Origin of the sequence: Streptomyces sp. NPDC059010 (genome assembly GCF_042740355.1) — a bacterium.
Classification (GTDB): Bacteria; Actinomycetota; Actinomycetes; order Streptomycetales; family Streptomycetaceae; genus Streptomyces.
Genome location: NZ_JBHYJA010000005.1, coordinates 7057 through 32392, shown reverse-complemented (window position 1 = coordinate 32392; position 25336 = coordinate 7057). Strand labels below are relative to the sequence as shown.

General features: G+C 73.0%; 20 protein-coding genes. 5 read left to right on the top strand and 15 right to left on the bottom strand.

Annotated features, from left to right (window positions below):
- Positions 1 to 100 precede the first annotated feature (100 nt).
- Complete coding sequence (locus ACFWYS_RS06470) at positions 101 to 868, bottom strand: PaaX family transcriptional regulator C-terminal domain-containing protein (RefSeq protein ID WP_384764194.1); 768 nt, start codon at positions 866 to 868, stop codon at positions 101 to 103.
- Between the two features lie 80 nt (positions 869 to 948).
- Here ACFWYS_RS06470 and ACFWYS_RS06465 point away from each other — a divergent pair, with 80 nt between their 5' ends.
- On the top strand, positions 949 to 2622 hold the full coding sequence (locus tag ACFWYS_RS06465; RefSeq protein WP_384764191.1) for a DNA alkylation response protein: 1674 nt from the start codon (positions 949 to 951) through the stop codon (positions 2620 to 2622).
- Positions 2623 to 2701: 79 nt separating this feature from the next.
- Here ACFWYS_RS06465 and ACFWYS_RS06460 read toward each other — a convergent pair whose 3' ends face one another.
- Complete coding sequence (locus ACFWYS_RS06460) at positions 2702 to 3289, bottom strand: hypothetical protein (RefSeq protein ID WP_384764188.1); 588 nt, start codon at positions 3287 to 3289, stop codon at positions 2702 to 2704.
- Between the two features lie 277 nt (positions 3290 to 3566).
- On the opposite strand from ACFWYS_RS06460, the gene ACFWYS_RS06455 reads away from it, so the two are divergent.
- From ACFWYS_RS06455 to ACFWYS_RS06440, 4 genes are all read left to right on the top strand, one after another.
- Complete coding sequence (locus ACFWYS_RS06455; RefSeq protein WP_384764185.1) at positions 3567 to 4652, top strand: WD40/YVTN/BNR-like repeat-containing protein; 1086 nt, start codon at positions 3567 to 3569, stop codon at positions 4650 to 4652.
- An 85-nt stretch (positions 4653 to 4737) separates the two neighbouring features.
- Positions 4738 to 5415, top strand: coding sequence for a uracil-DNA glycosylase (locus ACFWYS_RS06450; protein ID WP_272113928.1), 678 nt, complete (start codon positions 4738 to 4740; stop codon positions 5413 to 5415).
- Positions 5412 to 6389: an N-acetylglucosamine kinase gene (locus ACFWYS_RS06445; protein ID WP_384764181.1), complete on the top strand. Its 978-nt coding sequence runs from the start codon at positions 5412 to 5414 to the stop codon at positions 6387 to 6389. The genes ACFWYS_RS06450 and ACFWYS_RS06445 overlap by 4 nt, the downstream gene beginning before the upstream one ends.
- A 120-nt stretch (positions 6390 to 6509) precedes the next feature.
- Positions 6510 to 7433 (top strand): sirohydrochlorin chelatase, encoded by a 924-nt coding sequence (locus tag ACFWYS_RS06440; protein ID WP_384764178.1) that lies wholly within the window; start codon positions 6510 to 6512, stop codon positions 7431 to 7433.
- Between the two features lie 87 nt (positions 7434 to 7520).
- Here the strand turns inward: ACFWYS_RS06440 and ACFWYS_RS06435 are convergent, their stop codons facing one another.
- From ACFWYS_RS06435 to ACFWYS_RS06375, 13 genes are all read right to left on the bottom strand, one after another.
- Positions 7521 to 8573: a lactonase family protein gene (locus tag ACFWYS_RS06435; protein ID WP_384764175.1), complete on the bottom strand. Its 1053-nt coding sequence runs from the start codon at positions 8571 to 8573 to the stop codon at positions 7521 to 7523.
- A 296-nt stretch (positions 8574 to 8869) separates the two neighbouring features.
- The gene (locus ACFWYS_RS06430; RefSeq protein WP_384764680.1) at positions 8870 to 10354 is read right to left on the bottom strand and encodes an FUSC family protein; all 1485 of its coding nucleotides are present in this window, start codon (positions 10352 to 10354) and stop codon (positions 8870 to 8872) included.
- A gap of 316 nt (positions 10355 to 10670) precedes the next feature.
- Positions 10671 to 11885, bottom strand: a complete 1215-nt coding sequence (locus ACFWYS_RS06425; protein ID WP_384764172.1) for a hypothetical protein — start codon at positions 11883 to 11885, stop codon at positions 10671 to 10673.
- Positions 11878 to 12135 (bottom strand): acyl carrier protein, encoded by a 258-nt coding sequence (locus ACFWYS_RS06420; protein WP_384764169.1) that lies wholly within the window; start codon positions 12133 to 12135, stop codon positions 11878 to 11880. Before ACFWYS_RS06420 ends, ACFWYS_RS06425 begins: the two co-directional genes overlap by 8 nt.
- A 33-nt stretch (positions 12136 to 12168) precedes the next feature.
- Entirely contained in the window at positions 12169 to 13026 is an 858-nt protein-coding gene (locus ACFWYS_RS06415; RefSeq protein ID WP_384764167.1) for a 3-hydroxyacyl-CoA dehydrogenase family protein, read from the bottom strand.
- 64 nt (positions 13027 to 13090) lie between these two features.
- Positions 13091 to 14227, bottom strand: coding sequence for an acyl-CoA dehydrogenase family protein (locus tag ACFWYS_RS06410; protein ID WP_384764165.1), 1137 nt, complete (start codon positions 14225 to 14227; stop codon positions 13091 to 13093).
- A gap of 73 nt (positions 14228 to 14300) precedes the next feature.
- Positions 14301 to 18860: an amino acid adenylation domain-containing protein gene (locus ACFWYS_RS06405; RefSeq protein WP_384764162.1), complete on the bottom strand. Its 4560-nt coding sequence runs from the start codon at positions 18858 to 18860 to the stop codon at positions 14301 to 14303.
- A 36-nt stretch (positions 18861 to 18896) separates the two neighbouring features.
- Positions 18897 to 20252, bottom strand: a complete 1356-nt coding sequence (locus ACFWYS_RS06400) for a cytochrome P450 (protein ID WP_384764160.1) — start codon at positions 20250 to 20252, stop codon at positions 18897 to 18899.
- On the bottom strand, positions 20249 to 20482 hold the full coding sequence (locus tag ACFWYS_RS06395) for an MbtH family protein (protein WP_384764157.1): 234 nt from the start codon (positions 20480 to 20482) through the stop codon (positions 20249 to 20251). Before ACFWYS_RS06395 ends, ACFWYS_RS06400 begins: the two co-directional genes overlap by 4 nt.
- 16 nt (positions 20483 to 20498) lie before the next feature.
- A complete protein-coding gene (locus tag ACFWYS_RS06390; RefSeq protein WP_384764155.1) occupies positions 20499 to 21275 on the bottom strand; it encodes a thioesterase II family protein in 777 nt (258 codons plus the stop codon).
- 4 nt (positions 21276 to 21279) lie between these two features.
- A complete protein-coding gene (locus tag ACFWYS_RS06385; protein WP_384764152.1) occupies positions 21280 to 22584 on the bottom strand; it encodes an MFS transporter in 1305 nt (434 codons plus the stop codon).
- Complete coding sequence (locus ACFWYS_RS06380; RefSeq protein ID WP_384764148.1) at positions 22584 to 23549, bottom strand: 3-oxoacyl-ACP synthase; 966 nt, start codon at positions 23547 to 23549, stop codon at positions 22584 to 22586. The genes ACFWYS_RS06385 and ACFWYS_RS06380 overlap by 1 nt, the downstream gene beginning before the upstream one ends.
- Positions 23549 to 25336: SDR family oxidoreductase (locus ACFWYS_RS06375; protein ID WP_384764145.1), on the bottom strand; the 1788-nt coding region annotated here is incomplete at its 5' end. The genes ACFWYS_RS06380 and ACFWYS_RS06375, both read right to left, overlap by 1 nt.

Sequence of the window (25336 nt, the reverse complement as noted above, 5' to 3'; positions counted from 1 at the left end):
GAGCGTCCCCGCACGACGCTCCGGACGGCCGCGGTGTCATGCCCGCGCCGGGACGGGGCACCGCTGCCCGTCGGGCACGCGCGCGTGCGTCGTCGTTCGGTCACCTGCCCTCACGCGCGCGTACGTCCTGCGCCAACTCCCGCCGGTAGTCCGCGTACACGGCACGCAGTCGCTCGCCCGGCCAGTCGGCGGGGAGGAGTTCGGGGGGCAGCACCGGGTCGGCGAGCAGATGCCGTACGACGGCCGCGAAGCCGGTGAGACGGTCGGACGGTTTGCGCGCGCCGGTGACATGGGCCAGCAGGGCGCGCCCCGTGGCGGCCCACGCGTCCAGCGGCCACAGGCTCGCGGCCAGTTCACGCGCCGGGCGGTCGGGGCGGGCCGTGTACCGGTCCGTGACCTCGTCGAGGCCGTCCGGCAGGGCGCGGCGCAGGTTGGCCGGCCGCAGCCAGACGCCCTCGCGGAGTTCAGCGAGCCGGAGCCGGGTCAACTCGGTGCGGAGTTCGGCGCGTTCGGCGGGGCCGCGACCCGTGGCCGTGACCACGACCATCTCCCAGTCGCCGTCCCAGGGCAGGGTCTCGGGATGGACGGCGTCGTCCTGGCGGCGTTGCCGCTCCAGCAGCCGTTCGCTGAGCCCGTAGACCGTGTCCGCGCGCCGCAGGTCCCCGGCCGCCACCATCCGGCTGAGCGCCGCCCGCAGAGTGGACCCGGCGATACCGAACGGCTCCACGGCGCCGACCAGCTCCTTGACCGGCAGCTCGGGCGGATGCAGCCCCAGCAGCAGGCTCAGGACGACCGAGCGCGCGGGCAGCGGGCGCAGTTCCAGTTCCAGCTCCACGTCGTCGGCCTGCGGTGACGCGTTGTTCGGCATGGTCACGACTGTACGGGGCAGGGCGATCTATCCGTATTGCAGGATTGCTGCGGCCGTAGCCATGATGCAACACTGGCGGCATGGTCTCGATACTCGCGCAGGAGCAGTCCGAGCAGTACGCCACCCACGACGTCACCAACCAGCCCCCTCCCCTGACGCCGTACGACGCGTCGGAGGACACCGCCCTGCTCGAAGGCCTGCGCCGGGAGGGCGCCGGATGGGCCGAGGAGGACATCCGGCGGCTCGGCCTGCGGGCCGGGAGCGCCGAGGCGCAGGAGTGGGGTGAGCAGGCCAACCGGTACGAGCCGGAGTTGCGTACGCACGACCGGTACGGCCATCGCGTCGACGAGGTCGAGTTCCATCCGAGCTGGCACCACCTGATGCGGGTCGCGGTCGCCGAGGGGCTGGCGGCGACGCCCTGGGCGGACGAACGGCCCGGAGCACATGTCGCCCGGACCGCGGGCGGACTGGTGTGGGGGCACACCGAGGCCGGGCACGGCTGCCCGACGTCGATGACGTACGCGGCGGTCCCCGTGCTGCGTCGGCAGCCCGAGCTCGCGAAGGTCTACGAGCCCCTGCTGACCAGCCTGGAGTACGACCCGGGGCTGCGTGTGCCGACCGAGAAGCGGGGTCTGCTCGCGGGCATGGGGATGACCGAGAAGCAGGGCGGCTCGGACGTCCGCACGAACACCACCACGGCCTGGCCCACCGCCGAGCCCGGCGTGTACACGCTGCGTGGGCACAAGTGGTTCACCTCGGCGCCCATGTGCGACGTCTTCCTGGTGCTGGCCCAGGCTCCCGGCGGCCTGTCCTGCTTCCTCGTGCCGCGGATCCTGCCGGACGGCAGCCGCAACAGCTTCCGCATCCAGCGGCTGAAGGACAAGCTGGGCAACCGCTCCAACGCGTCCTCCGAGCCGGAGTTCGACGGGACCGTCGCCTGGCTGGTCGGGCCCGAGGGGCGAGGCGTGAAGACGATCATCGAGATGGTCAACTGCACGCGGCTGGACTGCGTGATGTCCTCGGCGACCCTGATGCGCAAGACCCTGGTCGAGGCGGGGCACCATGTGCGCCACCGCAGCGCGTTCGGGGCCCGGCTGGTGGACCAGCCGCTGATGCGCAACGTCCTGGCCGACCTGGCGCTGGAGTCCGAGGCGGCGACGACGCTCACGCTACGGCTGGCCGGCGCGGCCGACCGGGCGGTGCGCGGGGACGACGCGGACGGCACCGAGACGGCGTTCCGCCGGATCGCCACGGCCGTCGGCAAGTACTGGGTCACCAAGCGGGGCCCGGCCTTCACCGCGGAGGCCCTGGAGTGCCTGGGCGGCAACGGCTACGTCGAGGACTCGGGCATGCCCCGCCACTACCGCGAGGCGCCCCTGCTGTCCATCTGGGAGGGCTCGGGGAACGTCAACGCTCTCGACGTACTGCGGGCGTTGAGCCGGGAGCCGGACACGGCGGAGGCCCTCTTCGCCGAACTCGCCCTGGCACAGGGCGCGGACACTCGTCTTGACTCGGCCGTCACCCGCCTGAAGGGGCAACTGGCCACCGGCTCCGAGGCCGGCGCCCGCCGCCTGGTCGAACTGATGGCCCTGACCCTCCAGGCCTCCCTCCTGATCCGCCACGCCCCCACCCCGGTCGCCGACGCCTTCTGCGCGACCCGGCTCGGCGGCGACTGGGGGCACTCCTTCGGGACCCTGCCGGATGCGGCGGACGTGGACGGGATCCTGGAGAGGGCCCTGCCGGGCGGGGAGTGAGGCGCCGGGCACGGCACCGAGGCAGCCGTGGCGACCTGCCCCACTCCGTACTGCGGCCGCCCCGCTCCCCAAGCAACCGTCACCCCGTCGTCCGCCCACCCCACAACGGGCCGAACCGCGCCCACTCGTATCCCCACTGGTCGATGCGGCGGCTCTCCAGGCGGCCGCGCAGGGCGCGGCCGGCGATGAAGGGTACGGATGCGGCGCACAGGCCTGCGAGGCCGCCGACCAGCGCGGCCCGTGAGCGGGCCTCGGACGGGGTGGCGGGCCTGGTCACCAGGCGGCCCTGGGGGTCCGTCCAGACGGTGACCGGCGTGCCGACGCCGCTGCCGGGCCGGACGCGTGCCTGGCCGGTGTGCGCGGAGCCGTCCTGTGCGCTCCAGCGGACCTTCGCCCACACGCTCGCGGCGCTCGACGTGCCGGTGCGCGAGTCCGCCGTACCCGGTACCTGCTCGGTGAGCAGGGCGACGGCGGGCCGCCACTCGACGCGCTCGCGCGCCATTCCCCCCTCCACCGTGTGCGCCGTCGTGAGGCCGGCCAGCACTCCCGCGAGGACGGTGAACGCCCAGCCGGCGAGCAGTACCCAGGCCTCCACCGCGTCGGCCCGGCGCTTGAGCGGATTGCGCCGCCATCGCCACAGCCACACCTTCGGACCACGGAACGCCATCGAAGGCTTCCTCCTCATGAGTGCACGAACATGCCGGACCAGCCCCTCCTCCCATACGGGAGACGGCGGGCGGATGCTCACGCCGGGTACCGGGAGTCGACGGTGGCACGCGTCACGCGCCGCCCGCCGGTGTCTTGGCCAAAGGGCCCCACGGCGCCTGGCAGCGGGCTATCATCGCCGCCTTGACCTGCGACGTAGGCCTTTCCAGAGGTGACTGTCAGTGCCGGGGTGCAGACTGGCCGATACCTGAGACAAAGACGTCGCGGAGGTGATCGGCATGACCGAGGTACTGCTCGCCGTGGGCACCCGCAAGGGCCTGTTCATCGGGCGGAGGCGAGGTGGCACCTGGGAGTTCGACGAGAGTCCCTACTTCAACGCTCAGGCCGTGTACTCGGTCGCCGTCGACACCCGGGGCGAGCGTCCGCGGCTGCTGGCGGGCGGCGACAGCGCGCACTGGGGCCCGTCCGTGTTCCACTCCGACGACCTGGGCCGCACCTGGACCGAACCGGCCAAGCCGGCCGTCAAGTTCCCGAAGGACACGAAGGCTTCCCTGGAGCGGGTGTGGCAGCTGCACCCGGCGGCCGCGGAGCCGGACGTGGTGTACGCGGGCACCGAACCGGCCGCGCTGTACCGCTCGGAAGACCGCGGCGAGACCTTCGACCTCGTCCGCCCGCTGTGGGAGCACCCGACCCGCTCGAAGTGGGTGCCGGGCGGCGGCGGTGAGGGCCTGCACACCGTGATCACCGACAAGCGCGACGCCCGGGCCGTCACGGTCGCCGTGTCGACGGCCGGCGTGTTCCGGACCACCGACGGCGGAGCCAGCTGGGCACCGTCCAACTCCGGTGTCTCCGCGGTGTTCCTGCCCGATCCGAACCCGGAGTTCGGCCAGTGCGTGCACAAGATCGCACAGGACGCGTCGACTCCGGACCGTCTCTATCTGCAGAACCACTGGGGCGTGTACCGCAGCGACGACGCGGGCGCGCACTGGACGGACATCGGCGAGGGCCTGCCGTCCACGTTCGGCTTCGCGGCGGCCGCACACCCGCACCGCGGCGAGACGGCGTACGTCTTCCCGATCAACGCCGACGCGGACCGCGTCCCCGCCGGCCACCGCTGTCGCGTCTTCCGCACGGCGGACGCGGGCAAGACCTGGGAGCCGCTGTCGGCGGGCCTGCCGCAGGAGGACCACTACGGCACGGTGCTGCGCGACGCGATGTGCACCGACGACGCGGACCCGGCGGGCGTGTACTTCGGCAACCGCAACGGCGAGGTGTTCGCCTCGGCCGACGACGGCGACAGCTGGCAGCAGCTGACGTCGCATCTGCCGGACGTGCTGTGCGTACGGGCCGCGGTGATCGGATGAACCGTCAGGACTTAGGGGCGGGTGGTGCGGCGGGCCTTGGCCACTGGTTGATCAGCGGCGCCACTACGGCAGTAGGGTGACGCCCGTGGCACCACGACCCTTGCATGAAATCGTCGAACCGGGCTGGGCGAAGGCCCTGGAACCCGTTGCCGAACGGATCGCCTCGATGGGCGACTTCCTGCGCGCGGAGATCGGCGCGGGACGCACCTATCTACCGGCGGGCCCGAATGTCCTGCGGGCCTTCCAACAGCCCTTCGACGACGTACGGGTCCTGATCGTCGGACAGGACCCCTATCCGACACCCGGGCATGCCGTGGGGCTGTCGTTCTCGGTGGCGCCCGACGTGCGTCCGCTGCCCGGCAGTCTCATCAACATCTACCGCGAGCTGAACACCGATCTGGGGCTGCCGCAGCCGTCCAACGGCGATCTGACGCCGTGGACCCAGCAGGGCGTGCTGCTGCTCAACAGGGCGCTCACCACGGCCCCGCGCAAACCGGCCGCCCACCGGGGCAAGGGCTGGGAGGAGGTCACCGAGCAGGCCATCCGTGCGCTGGCCGCGCGCGGCAAGCCGCTGGTCTCCATCCTCTGGGGCCGCGACGCCCGCAATCTGCGGCCCCTGCTCGGCAACCTGCCGTCGGTGGAGTCCGCCCACCCCTCCCCCATGTCCGCCGACCGCGGGTTCTTCGGTTCCCGCCCGTTCAGCCGGGCCAACGACCTGCTGATCCGGCAGGGCGGACAGCCGGTGGACTGGCGTCTGCCGTGACCGGGGCCGCCGGGTTCCTCGCGGTCGACTCCGGAGGGTCCGGCATGCGGGTCGTCGTCGGGACCGTCGAGCGCGGTGTCCTGGCCCGGCGGGAGAGCCGCGAGCCGGTGCGCACCGGGGAGCGGGGCATCGACCCCGGGCATCTCATGGAGCAACTGGTGCCCATGGTGCGCGCGTCGATGGCCGAGAGCGAGGTCGCCGAGCTGGGTGCGGCCGCGATCGGGGCCGCCGGGCTCGCCTCCCTGGGGGACGCGCTGCGCGCCGAACTACCGGCCGCGCTGGCACGGGAGTTCGGCCTCGGACGGGTCGCGCTGGTCGCCGATGCCGTGACCGCCTACGTCGGCGCCCTCGGGCCGCGGCCCGGTGCCGTCGTCGCCGCCGGTACGGGGCTGATCGCGACGGGCACGGATCTGACGTGCTGGCGCCGTGCGGACGGCTGGGGCCATCTGCTCGGCGACTGCGGCAGCGGTGCCTGGATCGGGCGGGCCGGGCTGGAGGCGGCCCTGCGCGCGTACGACGGGCGGCCCGGCGGGTCGGTCGCGCTGCTGACCCGCGCCGAGGAACAGTTCGGCCCGATGGGAGGGCTGCCTGGCCGGCTGTATCCGCGCCCGGACCGTCCCGCCGTCCTCGCCTCCTTCGCTCCCCAGGTGGCCGCCTGCGCCGACGGCGACCCGGTCGCCGCGGACATCCTGCGCGCCGCCGCCCGGCACATGGCCGAGTCCGCGGCCGCCGTGTGCCCCGGCACCGGAGAGCCCCAAGTCGCGTTCACCGGCGGCCTGTTCAAGATCGGCGACCCTCTCGTCGTACCCCTGGAGGAGGAGCTGGCGAAGCGGCTGCCGCATGCGCGGCGGGTGGCGGCCGCCGGGGATCCGTTGCAGGGGTCGGTGCGGATCGCGACCGATCTGGCGACGGGGGCGCTCACTCTGCCGGGTGACGAGGCGCTGCTCTGCGTGGCCAACGGAAAGTTGGACTGATCCCCATACGCCGTTCGGTTCCGCACTGTAGGTAACTCAATCAGACAAAAGCGGACGGATACCGCTCACCTGCACCCTCCCCGAACAGGGGAGCCCAATTAGCCAGTAACATGCGTCGCCATGAGCTCCCCCACTGGGCCCGCGTCCGGCCTGCCAGTACGAATGCCGCGACCTCGTCAGCCCGGGCGGCACCGCCGACCCGAGCCGTTGGCGGCTCCCCAAGGCGCACCCGCGCTCGTCCTCGCGGTGCCGGGCACGCCGAGCGCGGCGACCCGCGGCCTCGCCGACGAGGTCGTGAGCATCGCCCGCTCCGAGCTCCCCGGCCTCGACGCCCGGATCGGGTATGTCGACGGTGACGACGTGGAGTTCCCCACGCTGCAGTCGGTGCTGGTGCACGCCGCCGACGAGCGCACCGCCCGTTATGAGCAGGCACTCGCCGCGGGTGTGGAGGTCAAGGAGCCCGAGGGCCCCGTCGCCGTCGTCGTTCCGCTGCTCGCCGGTCCGGACAACGCGCTGCTGCGCGTCATCCGCCAGGCCGTGATGGAGAGCCGGGTCGCCGCCGATCTGACCGATGTGCTGGGCCCGCACCCGCTGCTCGCCGAGGCGCTGCACGTGCGCCTGTCGGAGGCCGGTCTGGCCCGCGCCGACCGCGCCCGCCTGTTCACCGTGGCGACGGCCGCGGACGGCATCATCCTGGCCTCCGTCGGTGGCGAGGAGGCCGTCCAGGCGGCCGGGATCACCGGCATGCTGCTCGCCGCGCGCCTGGCGGTGCCGGTGATGGCGGCGGCCCTGGACCAGGAGGGCTCGATCACGGCCGTCGCCGAGCAGCTGCGGTCCTCGGGCTCGCAGCAGCTGGCGCTCGCGCCGTATCTGATAGGGCCGGAGATCGACCCCAGCCTGGTCGCGGAGGCCGCGCGGGAGGCGGGCTGCTCCGCCGCCGAGGCGCTCGGCCCGTACCCGGCGATCGGCAAGCTCGCCCTGTCGAAGTACACGACGGCGCTGGGCATCGCCCCGCAGCAGGCGCAGGGCACGCCGGTCCGCTGACGCGCACGTCGGAGCCACAGCCGTACCACCGAAGCCGCTCACGCCGAAGGCCCGCTCCCGCACCGGGAGCGGGCCTTCGGCGTACGGTCAGGCTCTGCCGGTGTCCGGGCCGACGATCAGGCAGGACGCCGCGGGCACCTCGATCGAGCCCTCGTAGCGCGGCAGCCCCCGGTCCGGGTCGAGGGCGAACCAGGACACGTCACCGGAGCGCTCGTTCGCGACGTACAGGACCCCGCCCGCCTCGGTGATCGCACGCGGCCAGTGTCCGGCGCAGGTCACCGTGCCGATCAGGCGCAGTTCCTCGCCCTCGACGGCGAACGTGGACAGGACGTCCTCGCCCCGTGTGGCGGTCCAGACGAAGCGGCCGTCGGGCGAGGCGACGATGCCGGAGGGGTAGGCGTCGCCGGCCGGGGCGCCCGGCAGCACGGGCACCTCCACCAGCGGCTTCAGGGTGCCGTCGTCGGCGTCCCAGTGGCAGACGGTGACGGTCGGGGTGAGTTCGTTGAGGACGTACGCGTACCGGCCGTGCGGATGGAAGGCCAGGTGGCGGGGGCCCGACCCGGGGCGCAGGGCGGTCTCGCGATGTACGTCGAGGATGCCGTCGGTCAGGGTGCACACCCGTACCGAGTCGGTGCCGAGGTCGACGCTCACGGCCCAGCGGCCGCCCGGCTCGGGCAGCACCTGGTGGGCGTGCGGGCCCTGCTGGCGGGGCGTGTGCGGGCCGGAGCCGGTGTGCCGGAGCACGGCGGACGGGGCGGCCGCGAGGGTGCCGTCGGCGCGGACGGGGACGGCGGTGACGCTGCCGGAGCCGTAGTTGGCGGTCAGGACGTGGCCGTCGAACAGGCTGAGGTGCACGGGCCCGCCGGCGTTCACCGGCACCGCGGGCCCGAGCGGCTCCGGCGTGTCCGCGGTCACGCGGTACGCGGCCACCGCACCCTCGGCCGTCTCGCTGACCGCGTAGAGCGTGTCGCCGTCGGGCGACAGGGCCAGGTACGCGGGGTCGGGCAGGTCGTTCACGCGACTCAGGACGGTCAGTGCGCCGCTGCCGGGCGCCACGGCCGCCATGGTGATGCCCGTACCACCGGCCGCCGTGAATGACCCGATGTAGGCCCGTGCTCCCCGCCTGCCCACGTCTGCCACCGTTGTCCCCTTCCGGTCGGTTGCCGTCGGGGCGACGGTAGCAGTGGATCTTTCGGCCCAGACCGGGACGCCGCACCGCGAGGGATGTTCCGCACGGCGACATCCTGGGCGGCGCGGCGGTACTTCTCGGGGGCACACCCGCGGACCGCTCCCGCACGGCACGCGGGTTCCGTGCGCCCGACGGGGCGGAATTACCCGACGGGAGGGCTGATCCACCCTCTGGGGAGTCACTGAAGTGCGGGGGCGGCGTGTCGAGCTCCGGTTCGCGACGGTTTCGCCCGAATCCGCACGGGGATTTACGTCTGCTGCGCCACGAGCCGCGAACCGGACGGCGCGCGCAGCGGCTGGGCCAGCTCGGCCAGGGCCCGCTCCAGGCCGTGCAGATGGGCCAGCGCGGGGTTCGTCGCCGTCGGCTGCGCGGTGGGCGCGGTGACGTCCGTGCCGCCGGTCAGGGCCTCCACCGCGGCCTCGACGCGCCAGCACGCGGCGGCCAGGCGGGCGTCGTGCGAGGCCTCCGGGTCGGCGGCGACGGCGGCCAGGCCGCGGATCTCCCGGGCGCAGTCGTCGAGCAGGGCCAGTACACGGCGGGCGCGCCGCTTGCGGGCCGGCATCGGGTTCAGCGGGTGCACGAGCGGGGCGACCGAGAGCCGTACCCGGCCGAGCAGCTGCTCCAGTTCGGCCAGCCGCGGGGCCGGATCGGCGGTCTCGTCCCCGGCGAGCCGGGCGGCGGCCTCGGCGGTGGCCGCGTGGACGCAGCGCAGGGCGCGCTGGATCCAGGCGTGGTTCGTGGCGTGCGTGGTGACCGGCAGGACGAGGGCCACGGCGAGCGCGGCACACAGCGCGCCGACACCGGTCTCCGCGAGACGGAGCCGGAGCAGGCCGGGGTCCAGCACGCCCAGCAGGCCGTACAGCAGGCTGACCATGACCGTCACTGCCAGCATCATCCAGGAGTACGAGACGGCGGCGGTGTAGAAGATGCCGAAGACACAGACGGCGACCAGGGCGGCCGTCGGCGCGGGCGCGCCGTGCAGCGGGACGGCGACCAGCAGGCCGACGGCGATACCGATCACGGTTCCGAAGACCCGGCGGAAGCCGCGGACCAGGGTTTCGCCGCGAGAGGCCGTGTTGACGAAGATCCACCAGGCGGTACCGACGGCCCAGTACCAGCGGTCTTCGGAGAGCAGCTGCCCGGCCAGAAGCGCGAGAGCCGAGGCAGCGGTGACCTGGAAGGCCTGCCGGGTGGTGGGCCGCGCCAGGCCGATGCCGGGCAGGGCCGGCGGGGCTGCCGCGGGTGGGGTACGGCGCTCGATGGGCCAGAGCACGAAGCGTGTGGCGCCGGCCGCGAGGAGGGCGAGCCCCACGGCGGTGCACAGCTCGGGCAGCTGAGCGGGAACCGCGTGCAGGAACTGCGTGATGAAGAAGTTCATGAACGCGAAGATCCCGAGCGCGTGCCCCCGCGGGCCCCAGCGGCGGGCGTAGACCCCACCGAAGACGACGGCCAGGAACGCGGCGTCACGGGCCGGTGTGGTGCCGTGCAGTGTGGTGGCGAGCGCCAGCACGGGGAATCCGGCGACGGGAAGCAGGGCGGTGGTGATCCGCTGGTCACGGAGGGTCGCATCGGTGACCGTGAAGAGGGCGAGCAGTGCCGCGAGCCCTCCGGTGATCGACGCGGTGAGCGACAGGCCGCACAGTTCGGAAACGGCGACGGCCGCGGCGACACCGATGACAGCGCGGGTCGCGTTCCGCAGCCTCAAGCGCCCCGGGTCCGGAGCCACGAACATCCTCTTCACGGCGGTGCGCCGCCCCCCTTGCGGTGGTACGCGCCCTGCCCGCGGTCGTCCCGGGTTGCGGGCGACGAGCAGGCACGACTGAGGCACCGCGGTCCGGACCGGCCTCGTCGCCGTCCGGCGCTACGCGGCGCCGCAAGTACATGGATAGGGCAAAGATAAGCACTTCAGAACCCATTGGCTCAACCGTGCCGCCGACGACTGTGCCAATGGCACGACTGATCCCCCTCGATGTCGTCCGTTGGGAGTCCAATGGATCAGACTCTGGCCCAGCACCGAGCCTGCCCCCGGAATCCGCGGCGCCCCGCGGTCACCGGCCCTGCGGCGAAAGCTGCGCCCCGCCCAGCCGCTCGCGCACCCGGTCCGGCCAGGCTGTCGGATCGGCGCCGTGCTGGCACAGGAAGGCGAACATCACCCGTTCGAGGCCGAAGCCGACGCAGCCGCTGTGGGCGGTGGTGCCGTCGGCTTCGCGGATGTCGAAGCGCTCGGTGAAGAACTTGTCGTGGAAGTTGAAGGAGGCGGCCGCGATGGTTCGGTCGGGCCCGGTCTTGAGCCTCAGTTCGTACTTGAGCTCCAGGAGGCGCTGGGACACGGTCTTCGCGATCCCGTCCTCGGCGGAGAAGAACGGGTCGTTGGCGACCTCGGCGTGGCCTTCGAGGCCGAGGTCGGTGATGAGCTCGAAGGCCAGGTCCATGAAGCGGCGGCGGGATTCGGTCACGAAGTCGCGGGATCCCATGAAGACGATCTCGCGGATCGTGAAGTCCCACAGACGCTCCAGCGTCGTCGCGTAGCGCGATTCGAAGCGGAAGGACTTCCCCTTGGCGGTCACGACCCGGTCTCCCGGGCCGGGGAGCCGTGTCCCCTCGTGCTGGCTGAAGGTGTGGAAGCACATCGTGGGCGGGAGGCAGTAGTCGACGTTGTCGCAGTCGGCCAGGATGTCGGCCGACACCCGACGGCGCGCGGCGTAGGACTCACGGAACGCTCCGTAGGTGCGTGAGTCGCTGTGCAGCCTCGTCACGAACATCAGGAACTGCGGGAAGGACGCGAAGTAGTCGCACTTCTCCAGCACGCGGGTGGGCATCAGGGTCGGGTACCGGAACTCCACGGCGCCGAACTCCCGGACGACGAGGTCCCGGATCAGGTCGTCCAGGCAGTCCATGAGGGCGAGCAGGTTGCCGCCGATGCCGATCTGGCCCTCGCCGAGCGTGCACACCTCTCCCGCGGCGGCCAGGTCGTCGAAGACCTCGGGCCGCGCCGGGCGCCGAACGCCCGACTCCCAGATGACCTTCGTCCGGAGCACCCCGTGCGGCAGGACCTCGGATTCGACGACCGCGGCCGCACGGGCCGCGAGTTCCTCCACGTCGACCGCGGTGTCGGTCTTCACTTCGATCGATGTGATCAGCCCGTCCTGCTCCACCAGCGAGAAGTCGCAGATCCGGGAGTCCACGAAGTAGACCCGGCGTGCGATCTCCGGTGCGAGCGCCGCCGGCAAGGGCGTCGGCAGGATCAGGTTCGCCTCAGGCATGGCGTACGGCACCGGTCTTCGCCAGCACCAGATCCGCGATCGCCGAGATCGACCGGAAGCGGTCGATGTCCAGGTCTTCGGGCGCCACCGTCACCTGGAACTCCCCTTCGATGAACACCACGAGCTGCATGGCGAAGAGCGAATTGACGATGCCGGCCGCGAAGATGTCCTCCTCGTCGGCCAGGACGTGCTCGCCCATGTGCGGGGCGAGGAAGGTGCGGATGCGGTCGATGACGTCGTTGCGCGACATGTGGGCCTCCTTGCGGGACAGATAGGGCGTCTCTCAGCGTGCGTACTCGTAGAACCCTCGGCCGCTCTTCACGCCGAGCAGCCCGGCGTGGACCATCTTCTGAAGCAGCGGAGCCGGTCGGTACTTGGGATCCCGGTAGCTCTCGAAGAGCACCGTCAGAGAATTGAGGATGGTGTCCAGGCCGATCAGATCGCCGGTCTCCAGCGGCCCCATCTTGTGACCGAAGCAGCCCTTGAAGATCCGGTCCACGTCCTTCGCCGAGGCGACCTGGTCCTGGACGCAGAACACGGCCTCGTTCACGGTCAGCATCAGGACCCGGTTGGTGATGAAGCCCGGCAGGTCGGCCACCACCACGCCCTCCTTGCCGATCCGGCCCAGCAGTTCCAGGCCCGTGGCCATGGTCTGTTCGGAGGTGTGGAATCCCCTGATCACCTCCACCATGGGCATCAGCGGGACCGGGTTCATGAAGTGCATCCCCAGCACCCGGTCCGCACGCCCGGTCACGCCGGCGACCCTGGTGATCGAGATCGCCGAGGTGTTGACCGCGAACAGGACGTCCGGCTTGCAGATCTGGTCGAGGCGGAGGTAGACGTCGTGCTTGACGTCCCAGTCCTCGGTGACGTTCTCCAGTACGAAGTCCGCGCGCTCCAGCGACTCCAGGCCGGTGTCGAAGGTGATGCGGTCGAGCACGGTGGCCGGGTCGGCGACCGTCTCGCGCTTGGTGTACAGCCGCTGGAGGCGCTGGAGTTCGGCGATCGTCTTGCGAGCGTCGGCGAGCTGGGCTTCCGAGATGTCTGTCAGGACGACGTCGAAGCCGTGCTCGGCGAAGGTGTGCGCGACGCCGCGCCCGATGGTCCCGGCGCCTACGACGCCGATTGTCCGTATGTTCATTTGGTTCTGGTCGCCCCCTGTCATGGTGTCGGCCTCCTTTCCTCACGTGGCTTCGCACTCGGCGTCACAAGCCCGCCCCGGTCGCAGCGGCGCCCAGGATGGACTGGAGGAGCTGAGTGGTGCCCTCGATGATCTCCATGACCTTCGCGTCCCGCAGGTAGCGCTGGACCGCGGCCTCGCTCCCGATGCCGACGGCGCCGTGGATCTGCACGGCGTCCGCGGCCGCCCGTGTCGCCGCCGTGGACGCGAAGTACTTCGCCGCCAGGGTCTGGTTGATGGCTTCGGGGTCCCGCGCCGCGCGCGCCAGGCCGGCGCGGTGACAGAGCAGCCGGGCCGCTGTGCTGTTGACGTGCATGTCCGTGAGCATCGCCTGGACGAGCTGGTGGTCCCGGATCGGTCCGCCGCCCTGTGAGCGCCGGGTCGCGTAGGCCGCGGAATCCTCGGCGCAGGCGCGCGCCAGACCGACCGAGCCCCAGGCGGTGCTGTACCGCCCCACGTCCAAGGCCGACGACGCGACGAAGGTCAGACCCGTCCCCGGCCGGCCGACGAGGTTCGCGGCCGGGATCCGGCAGTCGGTGAACGTCAGCTCCGCCAGCAGTGAGCCGCGCAGTCCCATCAGGTCGCGGATCGGGGTGATGTCCAGGCCCGGGGCGTCACGCTCCACCAGGAACGCGGTGTGCTTCCCGTCGTACTGCGCGAACACCAGGAACACGTCGGCCATCGCGCCGAAGCTGATCCATTTCTTGCGGCCGCGCAGCACGATCTCGTCCCCGGCGGACTCCGCCGTGGTCTCGATGCTCTTGGCGTCGCTGCCGATCCCGGGCTCGGTGAGCGCGAACGACGCGATCACCTCGCCGGCGGCTATCGGTGCGAGCCAGCGGGCCCGCTGGGCGTCGGTTCCCCACCGCCACACGGAGTGCGCCACCATGTCCGACACGGCGACGAAGTTGCGGACGTTCTGGCAGGCCCAGCCGATCTCTTCGGTGAGCAGTCCGTACTCCAGCGGATCCAGGGCCGGGTCGCCGCCAGGACCCGGGATCATCGCGGACAGCAGTCCCTCGGCCGCCAACGCTTTGACGACGTCGCGGGACATCGCCTGCCGGGCGTCCGCCTCCGCCGCCCGCGGTCGGATCGCGTCGGCGGCGAACGCGTGGAACCGCTTGCGCGCCGCCAGTTGTTCGGTGGTGAGCAGATTCCTCATCGAGTCAAACCCCTGCCATCCCCGGTTTTTTCGTTCTCCGATGTGGTGACGTGACGAGACGAGTCAGGACTGTTCATGCGTGCCCCCGGCACAGGTCGGCGAGATGATCGAGGAAGGAGTCGACGAGGTCGTGCGCGACGGCGGCGGGCAGGACCGACGTGTGGTACTGGAACATGCCCCGGACCCCGGCCTCGCCGTAGTGCACGATGAGCGCCGCGTCGAACTTGGGCTGCGGCAGCCGGATCACGTACTCCGCGCAGTCCAGGCCCGGCAGGTCCAGCGGGGTCAGTGAGTCCATGCTCAGATACAGCTGCGGGAACTGGCGCGGCCGCGGCCGCACGTCCTGGAGCAGTCGGTTCGCCACCGCCGAGAACGGGACGTCCTGGTCGGTGACCGCGCCCACGAGGCGTTTGGCGGTCGCCATCAGCGCGGCGGCGTCGGTGGCTTCGGTGTCGGCCGCTCCCTGACCGCGCATCAGGACGGTGTTCAGCAGACAGGACACCACGCGCTCCTCGTCCTCGGCGGTGTGCCCGGCGACCACACACCCGATCAGGAACTCGCGCAGGCCCAGCACTTCCCCGACGGCGCGCTGGTAGGCGGTGGCCAGCACCGCCGGCTCGGTCACCCGGGCCGCCCGCGCCGCCGCGCGCAGGCCGGGCAGCCGGCCGCGCCGGTCGGAGATGACGACGACCTCGGCCCGCCCGGCGCCGTCGACCCGGGCGCCCAGCGGCGCCGGGTCGAGGTCGGCGTGGCGCCCGGCCAGGGCGGCGGCCCGGCCGTCGACCTCGGGGTCGGCGGCGTGCGCGAGATGGCGGCGGTGCACCTCGGCCAGGCTCACGCCCGGCTCCCGGGGTCCGCGGGCCGGATCGGCGAAGTGCGCGACGACGTCGCCGAGCAGGACGCGCAAGGAGAACCCGTCCATCACCAGGTGGTGCCAGACGAGGAGCAGCAGGCGGCGGTCGGGGCTCACGGTGATCAGCACGCAGCGCAGCAGCGGTCCGTCGGGCACCTGGACCCCGGCCTCGATCTGCTCCTCGACCAGGGCGGCGAGGCCGACCGGGTCCGGCGGACTGTCGCAGAGCACGTGCTCGACGCTGATGGTGTGCCGGCCCGGGAACAGCGCCGGGACGCCGCCGCCGACGGCCAGCGCCGCGCCGGTGCCCGGATGGTCGGCCAGCGCGCGTTCCACGGCCCGGCCGAGGTCGGCGCTGTCCACCGGTCCCCGGATGTCGTAGCCGATGTGCTCCCGGTACAGCGTCGGGTCGCCGGTGATCTGCTGCTGGGTCCAGATCGCCCGCTGCATGGGCGTCAGCGGCACGCCGTCCTCGGATCCGGCGGGCCGTACCGCGCCGGACGGATCGGCGACCAGCGCGACCAGGGCGTCGTGGTGGTGACCCCACAAGCGGGTCAGCGCGGCCCGGTCCCAGACACCGGCGTCGCCGGTCAGGTCCAGCCGCAGCTCGCGGGAGGCCGCGTCGGCGATCACCTCGACCAGCAGCGGTTGGCTGGACTTGTCCCACATGCGGGAATCGCCGACCCGCAGGCCGCTGTCGGCGAGCCGGTTGCGGACATGGAAGTGGACGTAGTTGAGGACGGTGTCGAACAGCGGCCGCCCGGCCAGCCGGCGCAGCGCGGGGTACGGGTAGCGACGGTGCGGGAGCATCGCCGTCTCGGCCTCGAAGAGCCCGCGGGCCAGCGCAGCCCAGCTCGGCGCGTCCAGGTCCGCGTCCATCGGCATGACGTTGAGGAACAGGCCCATCAGCCGATCGCTGTCGGCGGTCTCGGGACGGCCGTTGAGCACGATCCCGGTCACCGGACGCGCGGTGTCCCGATACTCGCCGAGCGCCGCCAGGTGGGCGGCCAGCACCAGGGACTTCACCGGCAGACGGAGCTCGGCCGCGACCGCTTCGAGCCGGGTGCGCAGGCCGGCGGGCAGATCCGCGCCGACCCGGACCCGCTCGACGCTGCGCCCGTGCGGCTGCGTCGGCGGCGGGGAGTCCGGTCCGATCCGGGCCAGGCGCCCGCGCCAGAACTGGCGGCTGTCCTCCGACTCCATGACGGCGGCCTGGAGCCGGGCGAACTCGGCATGCCGTCCGCCGTCCGCCCACGCGGGTCGTGGTGGCGGCGGGGCGCCGTCGCGGGCGCGGGCATAGGCGGCGAGCAGGTCGACCAGGAAGACGGACTCGCTCCAGCCGTCGATGATCGCGTGGTGGAAGCCGTAGACGAGCCAGAAGGACGCGTCGTCGACGGCTGCCGCGTACACCCGCATCATCGGTCCGGCCTCGACGTCGAAGGGCCTGCCCGCCTCGGCGGCCAGTTCCTCCAACGCCGCGGTCAGCGCCGCGCCGCCGCGGTCGCGCCAGTCCAGCAGGGTCAGCGGCAGCCGCGGTTCGCGTTCGACGAGCTGGCGCGGACCGGCCGGGTCGGCCAGATCCAGGCGGGTGCGCAGCGTCGGATGCGCCGCGGCGACGTGGTGCAGCGCGGTCCGCAGCGCCTCCGGGTCCAGAGCGGTCTCGACGCGGTGCGCGGCCACGTCGTGGTAGAGCGACTGGTCCGGGCTGCCCGCGGCCTCATAGACCAGGCCGAGCTGCAGGAGCGTCGCGGGATAGCTGCGCTCGACGTCGGCGGGCAGGTCGACGGACGGCTCGACGACCGACGCGGAGTCGGCGCAGTCGGAGGCTGAGGCGGCTGAGGCGGAAGCGCGGCCGTCAGGGGCGATGTTTTCGCGCCCGCCGCCGTCCATGGCCGTGTCATCAGCGGCGTTGCCGGCCGACGGGCCCGTGCCGTCGGCAGCGCCCGGGCCCGGACACAGATCCCTGACGGTCGGCGTGGCGAACATGTCGGTCAGCGAGATCTCCAGACCGCGGACCTCGGCGTCCGCGATCGCCCGGATCGCCAGGATGGAATCGCCGCCCAGGCCGAAGAAGTCGTCGTCCAGTCCGACCTCGGGCACGTCCAGGACCTCGGCCCAGATCTCGGCGAGCAGCCGCTGATCCGTCGTCGGACCGGAGGCGGGCGGGACGGGAACGGCGGCCGGCCCCGGCTTGGCGCCGCCGGCCAGGGCGGCGCGGTCGATCTTCCCCGACGGGCTCAGCGGCAACGCGTCCATCAGCGCGACCTTGGCCGGGATCTGGTGCGCGGGCAGGACGTCTGCCAGCAGCGTCCTGATCCGCTCCACCGTCAGCCCGCTTCCGGATCGCGGCACGGCGAACGCCGACAGGCGCTTGGCGCCGTCCGCGTCGGAGACCACCACGACCACGGCGTCGGCGACGTCGGCCAGCGACAGCAGCGCGTGCTCGGTCTCCCGCGGCTCGACCCGGAAGCCGCGGATCTTGACCTGGTCGTCCTGGCGGCCGAGGAACTCGACTGTCCCGTCGGGCGACAGGCGGCCCAGGTCACCGGAACGGTACATCCGGGCGCCCGGCGGGGCCGGCTCGGGCTCGGGCAGGAAGCTGCGCGCGGTCTGGCCGGGCCGGCCAAGGTAGCCGCGGGACACCCCGTCGCCGGCGATCCAGATGGCGCCGACCTCGCCGGGCCTGACCGGCCGCAGCCGGTCGTCCAGCAGATGGATCCGGACGTTCCGCAGCGGGGTGCCGATCGGGACCGAGCCGCCCTCGGCGGGCGCGGTGCGGACCTGGTGGGTCAGCGCGAACGTGGTCGTCTCGGTGGGGCCGTACCCGTTGACCAGCTTCGGTCCGCCGTTCTCGGCCGCGTACTCCATGAACCGGGCCCCGCGCGCCGGAGACAGCACATCGCCGCCGACGACCAGCTCGGCCAGGCCGTCGAAGACGTCGGTCCGGCCGCGGACCAGCTCGTGGAAGAGCGCCGGGGTCAGGAACAGGGTGCTGACGCCGAACTCCTTGATCGTCGCGCCGAGTTCGTCGACGGCCTGATAGCTCGGAGGGGCGACCACGAGCCGGGCGCCGTGCAGCAGCGCGCCCCAGATCTCGAACGTCGACGCGTCGAAGGCCGTCGGCGACATCTGAAGCACCGTCTTGTCCGGGCCGAAGGCGACGAAGTCCTGGTCCAGCACCAGGTTCAGCACGCCCCGGTGGGTGACGACGACACCCTTGGGCCGCCCCGTCGAACCCGAGGTGTACATGACGTATGCGGCCGACAACGGCCCGGCGGCTCCGGTCGGGAAGGCCGGTGGCGCCGACGTCGCGACCCGCGGCGGATCGTCGACCGCGGCATGTGGCGGATCGCCGACCGGGCTCCGTGTCGTTTCGTCGACCGCTGCCGTGGCCAGCCCGGCCAGCACCGGGTCGTGCCGGAGCCCGTCGGAGGTCAGGACCAGCGACGCGCCGCTGTCCGCCAGCAGAAGGCGGACACGCTCGGCCGGGTACTCCGGCGAGACCGGCACGTACGTCCCGCCGGCCTTCAGGACCGCCAGCATCGCGACGATCAGGTCGACCGAGCGCGGAAGGTACAGCGCGACCCGGGTCTCCGGCGCCAGGTCGCGGTCGAAGGACGCCGCCAGCGCCTCAGCCCGCCGCTGCAGCTCGACGTACGTGACCTCCTCGGCGCGGTCCTGGAGCGCGACGCGGTCGGCGTGCGCGGCGGCGACCGCGTCGAAGCGGGCGGTGATCGTCGTCGGTTGGACCGGTATGTTCGGGATGTCCTGGGTGTCCATGGGCAACCTTCGCAGGGCTCGATGGCGACAGCGGGCTCAGCCGGCTCGGCCGGGGGCGGATCGCAGGGCGTCGACGCTGGGCGTCAGGCGGACCGGCAGTGCGGAATACCCGGCGACGAAGGCGGAGTACACCGGCTGCGGCGGACCGTCGGGGGTGATCTGATCGACGGCATACCGCATGCCCTCCAGCACCGCCGCCACCTCGATCCGGGCCAGGTGGGCGCCCAGACAGAAGTGCGGCCCGAACCCGAACGTCAGGTGCCGGTTGGGGCGGCGCGCCGGATCGAAGCGCCCGGGGTCGGCGAACTCGCGCTCGTCCCGGTTCGCCGACCGCGGCCACAGGGTGACGACGTCCCCGGGCCGGATACGCCGGCCGTGCAGGTCGATCTCGGCGACCGCGGTGCGCGCCAGGTGGACCACCGGCGTGGTCCAGCGCAGCACCTCCTCGGCCGTGGGCCCGATCTCGACCTCGCCGTCCCGCAGCCCTTCCCACAGCGCTGGGTCGTCCGCCAGCGCTGCGACCCCGCCGACGATCGACAGCCGGGTCGTCACGTCGCCGCCGAGGATGAGGCTGTAGCAGTTGAGGACGAGTTCGTCGCGGGTCAGCGGGGCGCCGTCCAGCGACCCCTCGGCCAGCACCCGCAGCATGGCGCTCGGCTCGTTCCGGGCCAGCCGCGAGAAGTACAGGAGGATTTCGGCCTGCGCCAGCCGCGACGCGTCCTGCACCGGTGTGGCCAGGTCCGAGCCGAGCGCCGCAGTGGTCCGTTCGCCCACGTAGGCACGGTCCGTCTCCGGGACCCCGAGCAGGTCGCAGATCGCCGCCAGCGGGATCTTCGCGGCGATGTCCGCCGCCACGTCGCAGTGTCCGTCCAGTGCGGCCCGGATCCACAGGTCACGGGCGACCCGGCGGATCCGCTCGGCGAGCGACTCCAGCGCGGCCGGCATGAACTCGGACTTCATCAGACCGCGCAGCGCGGTGTGGCGCGGCGGGTCGCTGACCACGAGCATGCGGCCGCCGCCTGGATCGCCGCCGTCCAGCAGGGTCTCCAGCATGTTGCCGTGTGCCGAGGACAGCCGGGTCGTGTCCCGGGCCAGGGCCGCGACGTCGGCGTGCCGGCCGGCCACCCAGAAGCCCTGCCTGTCGGCGGTGGGCGGCTCGTGCCAGGCCAGCGGACGGTCCCTGCGCAGTTCGGCGAAGTAGGGGTCGAGCTCGCCGGTGACGAAGGCCCGTGGCCGGGTCAGGTCGAGCCCGACGCCGGTTCCGGGTTCCGCGGCGGATGCGACGGCCGCGGCCGAACCGGACCCGCCGGTCGCGACAACCCGGTCGGTGCCGGCCGTCTCTCCCGCCGCGGCGGACCCGCCCGCCCCGGCCGCCCCGTGTGCGGTGGTCATACCGGCCCCGTGGTTCCTGTCCGCGCAGCCGCGATCGCCTCCCGGACGGACCGCGGCCGGATGTCCGGCCAGTGTTCCTCGACCCAGCGCTCGCAGGCCTCGACGCCGCCGGCGAACCCCGCCTCCTGCCAGCCGGCCGGGGCGGGGAAGTCCTCGGGGACGATCGCGTGCTGTTCCTCGTCGTTGATCAGGACCCGCATCAGCTGATCGTCGGTCGGTGTGTCGGTCATCGTTCTGCTCCCGTCGTCAAGTCGGTAGGCCGGCGAGGATCCCGCGCAGGCCGACCGGGCCCCGCTGCTGGAGGAAGTGGCCGCCGGGCAGGGAGACGGCCTGGAAGACGCCGGTGGTCCAGGTGGCCCACGCCGCCGATTCGGCCGCGCTCACCTGCCGGTCGCCGACGCCGTGCACCGCGAGCACCGGGCAGCGGACGCGGTGCGGCTTGGCGTGCGCGATGTGGTCGTCACCGATCGCGAGATCCGCTCGCACGATCGGCAGCAGTGCCTCGCGCAGCGCCGGATGCTCGAACACCTCCAGGTCGGCGCCGCCGAGCTCGTGGAGCCGGGCGATCAGGTCGTCGTCCGACTGCTCGTGCCAGCGGTCCCGGACGGGTCGGGCGGCGCCCGTACCCGGCGGGCCGCCGGCGTCGGCCGGTGCCCGTGCCGACACCAGGACCAGCGCCCGGGGTGTGATCCCGGCTGCCTCCAGGGCCTCGGTGAACGCCTGGGCCACGTAGCCGCCCATGCTCTGGCCCAACACCAGCGGCGGTCGTCCGTCGTCGACGGCGAGGAAGTCGGCGAACGCGGCGGCGGCCAGGTCGGCCACCGAGGCGGCGAACGGCTCCCGCGAGCGCGATCCCCGGCCCGGGTACTGCATGACCAGCGGCCGCCACTCGGGTTCGAGTTCTGCGATCCACTCCCGCATCGAGTGTGCCGCGCCGCCGGCGAAGGGGAACAGCAGCACACGGGGCTGGTCCGGCGCGGCCACGTCGTCCGGACTCCACCAGTTCGCGGTGATCATCGCCATCGGGTCAGCCCTCCGCCTCGGCGCCGCGCGGCCCGCCCAGCCGCCGAAGCGGCCGCCAGGTGACCGCCGCGAGCAGCACCAGTGCGGCCCCGCTGACCACGAACGGCGTCCAGACCTCGGTCTGCCCGGCGACCAGGCCGGCGCAGACCGCGCCCAGCGGCGCGCCCCCGGTGCCGATCAGCCGGTAGACACCGTTGATGCGGCCGATCACCTCGCGCGGCACCGTGGTCTGGCGGAACGCGACGGTGAGCGCCTGGTACACCACCGCGGCCAGGTTGAGGACGAAGAAGCCCGCCACCCCGGCCACCGGGTTGTGCACCAAGCCCATGAGCAGGCAGGCCGCGCCGAGCGCGACCAGCGCCGTGGACACCATCGGGAACGTCCCGAACCGCTCCCGCAGCCGGGACGCGGCCAGCCCGCCGAGCAGCCCGCCGAGCGCGGCGACGGCGAGGAAGAAGCCGTACGCCGTCTTGCCCAGGCCCAGGACTTCCAGGACGTAGAGCACAAGGATCGCGCTGACCCCCGCGAAGAAGAAGTTGAGCCACCCGAGCATCACGGCCAGCAGCATCAGCAGCCGGTCGCCGCGCAGGTAGCGGAATCCGTCCCGGACCATCTCGCCCCAGCCCGGCTGCTTCGGGGCCGAGCCGGCGCCGGTGCCGGCGGCAGATGTCGCCGCGGGCTTCGCGGCGGAGGCGGACATCGACTGCACGGTCAGCAGGACCATGACACCGATCGCGAACGACGCGGCGTCCAGGAGGAACGGCAGCGCCGCGGACACCGCGAACAACAGGCCGCCCAGCGGCTGCCCGACGGTGTCCAGGAAGATCAGTTGTACGGCCTGGAGCCGGCCGTTGGCCGATGTCAGCCGTGCCTCGGGCACCACCTCCGGCAGGTAGGCCTGCGCGGTGATGCCGAACACCGTTTCACCGACGCCCAGCAGGAAGGCGGCCACGTACAGCACGGCCAGGTCGGCGGACTCGGTCCAGACCAGGAGGGCGACCAGCCCGACGACCACCGCGCGCCCCAGGTCCAGCCAGACCATCAGGCCCCGGCGCGGCCAGCGGTCGGCGGCCACGCCGGCCAGCGGCGACAGCAGCATCGGCACGGTGCCGGCCACGGTGACCAGCGCGAGCAGCGCAGGATCGGTGGTGTAGGTGACCGCCAACAGCGGTAGCGCGGTGGCCCGCAGGCCGTCGCCCAGCGCTGACACGCCCGCCGCCGCGATCAGCCGGTTTCCACCGCCCCAGCCGGGCGCCCGTTCCGGTACGGAACGGCTCTCGGCGTCAACCGGGCCTGCATCTGGCCGCATCAGACCTCCCACAGGGTCACGGCCCAGGCCGCCACCTGACTGTTGTTGAGCACCAGCACGAGGTCACCGCGCGCCAGGTCGCCGCCCGCGAGCAGATCGCGCAGGTTGAGCACCACGTCCATGGCCCCGAGGTGGCCGTAGCGGCGCAGGTTCTCGCGGCAGACGTCGTCGATGTCCAGGGAGAGCAGACTCTCGTAGAAGTCGAATGCGCCCGCCGTGACGTTCTGCATCAGGGTCGCCGCGACCCGGCCGGCGTCGCCGCCGGCGTCGACGAGGACCTGGTCGACCAGCCGCTTGAGCCTGTCCCGGCTGTGCAGCGCGAGCTTGAACTGGTACTCGTCGACGTTGTCGCAGACCTCGCGCCACTCGTAGGCCGGGCCGGCCTTGTAGTCCACCCGGAACAGGTCGTGGAACTGCCCGTCCATCTCGGCGCGGTGTGCCCGCAGCACCGGGCGCGCGCCGGGCACGAGCGTCATCGCGCACGCGCCGTCGCCGACGACGGTGACCGGGAACCGGACCCGGTCCGGTCCGGTCGGCCGGCTGGCGTGCGCGATCACCACCGACGATCGGGAGGGGTCGGCGCGCAGCAGGTCGGCGCCCAGTGCCCAGGCCGCGCTGGATCCGACACAGCCCAGGCCGTCGACCGTGAAGCCGAAGGCGCGGCGCAGTCCCGCGGCGGCCTGGACGGCGGCGACGTCGGATCCCAGCAGTACGTCCGGCGACCGCGGTGCGGCCAGCACCAGCACGTCCGGATCGGCGCCGGTGTCCGCGACCAGCGTCCGGACCGCCCGGGCGGCCAGGACCCGGGCCTCCTCGTCCAGCACGCCAACGGTCCGGATACCCGAGCGCTCCACGAACTCCCGCTGTGTGCTGTCCAGTTGCTCGGCCTCGGCCAGCTCGGCGGGGGTGACGAAGCGGTCCGGCAGCACAATGCCGATTTCGCCGATGCCGACGGGGGTGTCCATCACACGAGCTTCCTTCCGGGCGCGGCGCCGACGGCCTGGCGCGGGAATTTGCCGTGCCCGATGACGCCCGCCAGCAGTTCCCGGTACATCCCGCCCTCGATGCCGGCCAGCCACCGGATGCTGCGGGCCAGCGCCGGGCCGTCCACGGTGGAGCTCAGTCCGCTTCGGGTCAGCCAGCCGCGCCACGCCTCCGCCTCGACCCGGACCACGTCGCCCAGTTCCTCGTCGAAGCCGAGCAGCGCGACCGGGGCGAGTGCGTCGTCGCCGGCGTCCAGTGCCCGTTCGCGGACCAGCTGCTGCCACCGTGCGGGCGGAAGCGGCGCGGTCGGCAGCCCGGCTGCGGACAACGCCGCGAAGAGGCCGCGTATGGACAGCGGCTCGTGGTGGACCAGGTGCTGGGCCCGGCCCACGGCGCCGGGCTCGGTCAGCCCGGCCACGATCGCCTTGGCCACCACGTCCACCAGGGCCGAGTACAGCAGCCGGTCGTCGGCCGGGTGCGCGCCGACGGCGAGGCTGGCGACGATCAGCCGCCACGTCATGTCCTTGGGATTGCAGGCACCGCTGCGCGAGTCGCCGAGGATCAGCCCCGGTCGCCAGATCCGGACCCGCATCCCGTCCCGTTCGGCGCGCTCGGCCAGCCGCTCGCTGACCCATTTGCCGGTGCCGTACCCGCCGGCCCGGTCGGCCAGCGGCTGCGCGCGGGTCTCGGCGATCGACAGGTCGGGGCCGGTCGGCGAGCACGCCGCCAGCGAGGAGACGTAGCCGAAGTCCTGGACCCCGTTCTCGCGGGCCCATCGCAGCAGGTCGGCGGTGGCCAACGCGTTCTCGGCGCGCAACGTCCGGTAGGTCTCGGTGAAGACGACGCTCGCCGCGCAGTGCAGGATCTGGCCTACGGCGCGCCCGAGCCCTCCGCCGGGCCCGCTGCCCTGCCTGGCCAGCGCCCGCCCGACGTCGGTCAGGTCGCCGGGCACCATCCGGACCCGCTCCGGGTCCGGCGCGGGCAGGCCGTAGCCGGCGGCCGCGGCTCGGACCCGCTCCCAGGCGTGTGCCTCGTCGCGGGCACGCACCAGGCAGCGGATGTCGTCGTGGCCCGCGATCTGCGCCTCGTGCAGAAGAAACGCACCGACGTAACCGGTCGCGCCGGTCAGCAGGACCGCGCGGCCCGGATCCGGCCGGGACGGGCGCACCGTGCCCAGCGGCAGGTCGAGGTCGGCATCGATCAGTGCACTCTCGGCGTCGGCGGAGACGTAGGCGGCGGAGCCGAGCCCTCGCGCGCGAATTACGGAGGCGATGCGGCGCACCGTCGTCCGGGTTCCGCCGACGCGGTGCAGGTTCACCTGGAAGCCGTCGTGGCGCTGCGCGATCTCCAGGGCCATCCGGGTCGCGGTGAGGGAGGTCCCGCCGAGAGCGGAGAACTCGTCCGTCGCGCCGACCGGGGCGAAGCCGAACATCTCCTGCCACAGCCCGACCAGTTCGGCTTCGACATCGTCGGCCGCGGGCACGGCGGATGCCAGGTGCTCGGGGCGGGTTCCGACCGCCGCGGCCGGAGCGCCGCCGTCGACGGAACCGCCGGGCGCGGTCGCCCCGCCGTCGGCGAAGACGTGTCGGATGCGGTCGAGCGCCCAGAACCGCCGCCGCTGGAACGGATAGGTCGGGAGCGGCACCCGCCGGGCACCGGCCACAGCCGGGGTGGACGGCGGCCCGACGCGCGGCTCACCCTCCAGCCACCCGGCGGGGGCGGGCGCCGCCCCCCGGTGGGCGGGATCGCGGGCGGACGCCGGCGGGGC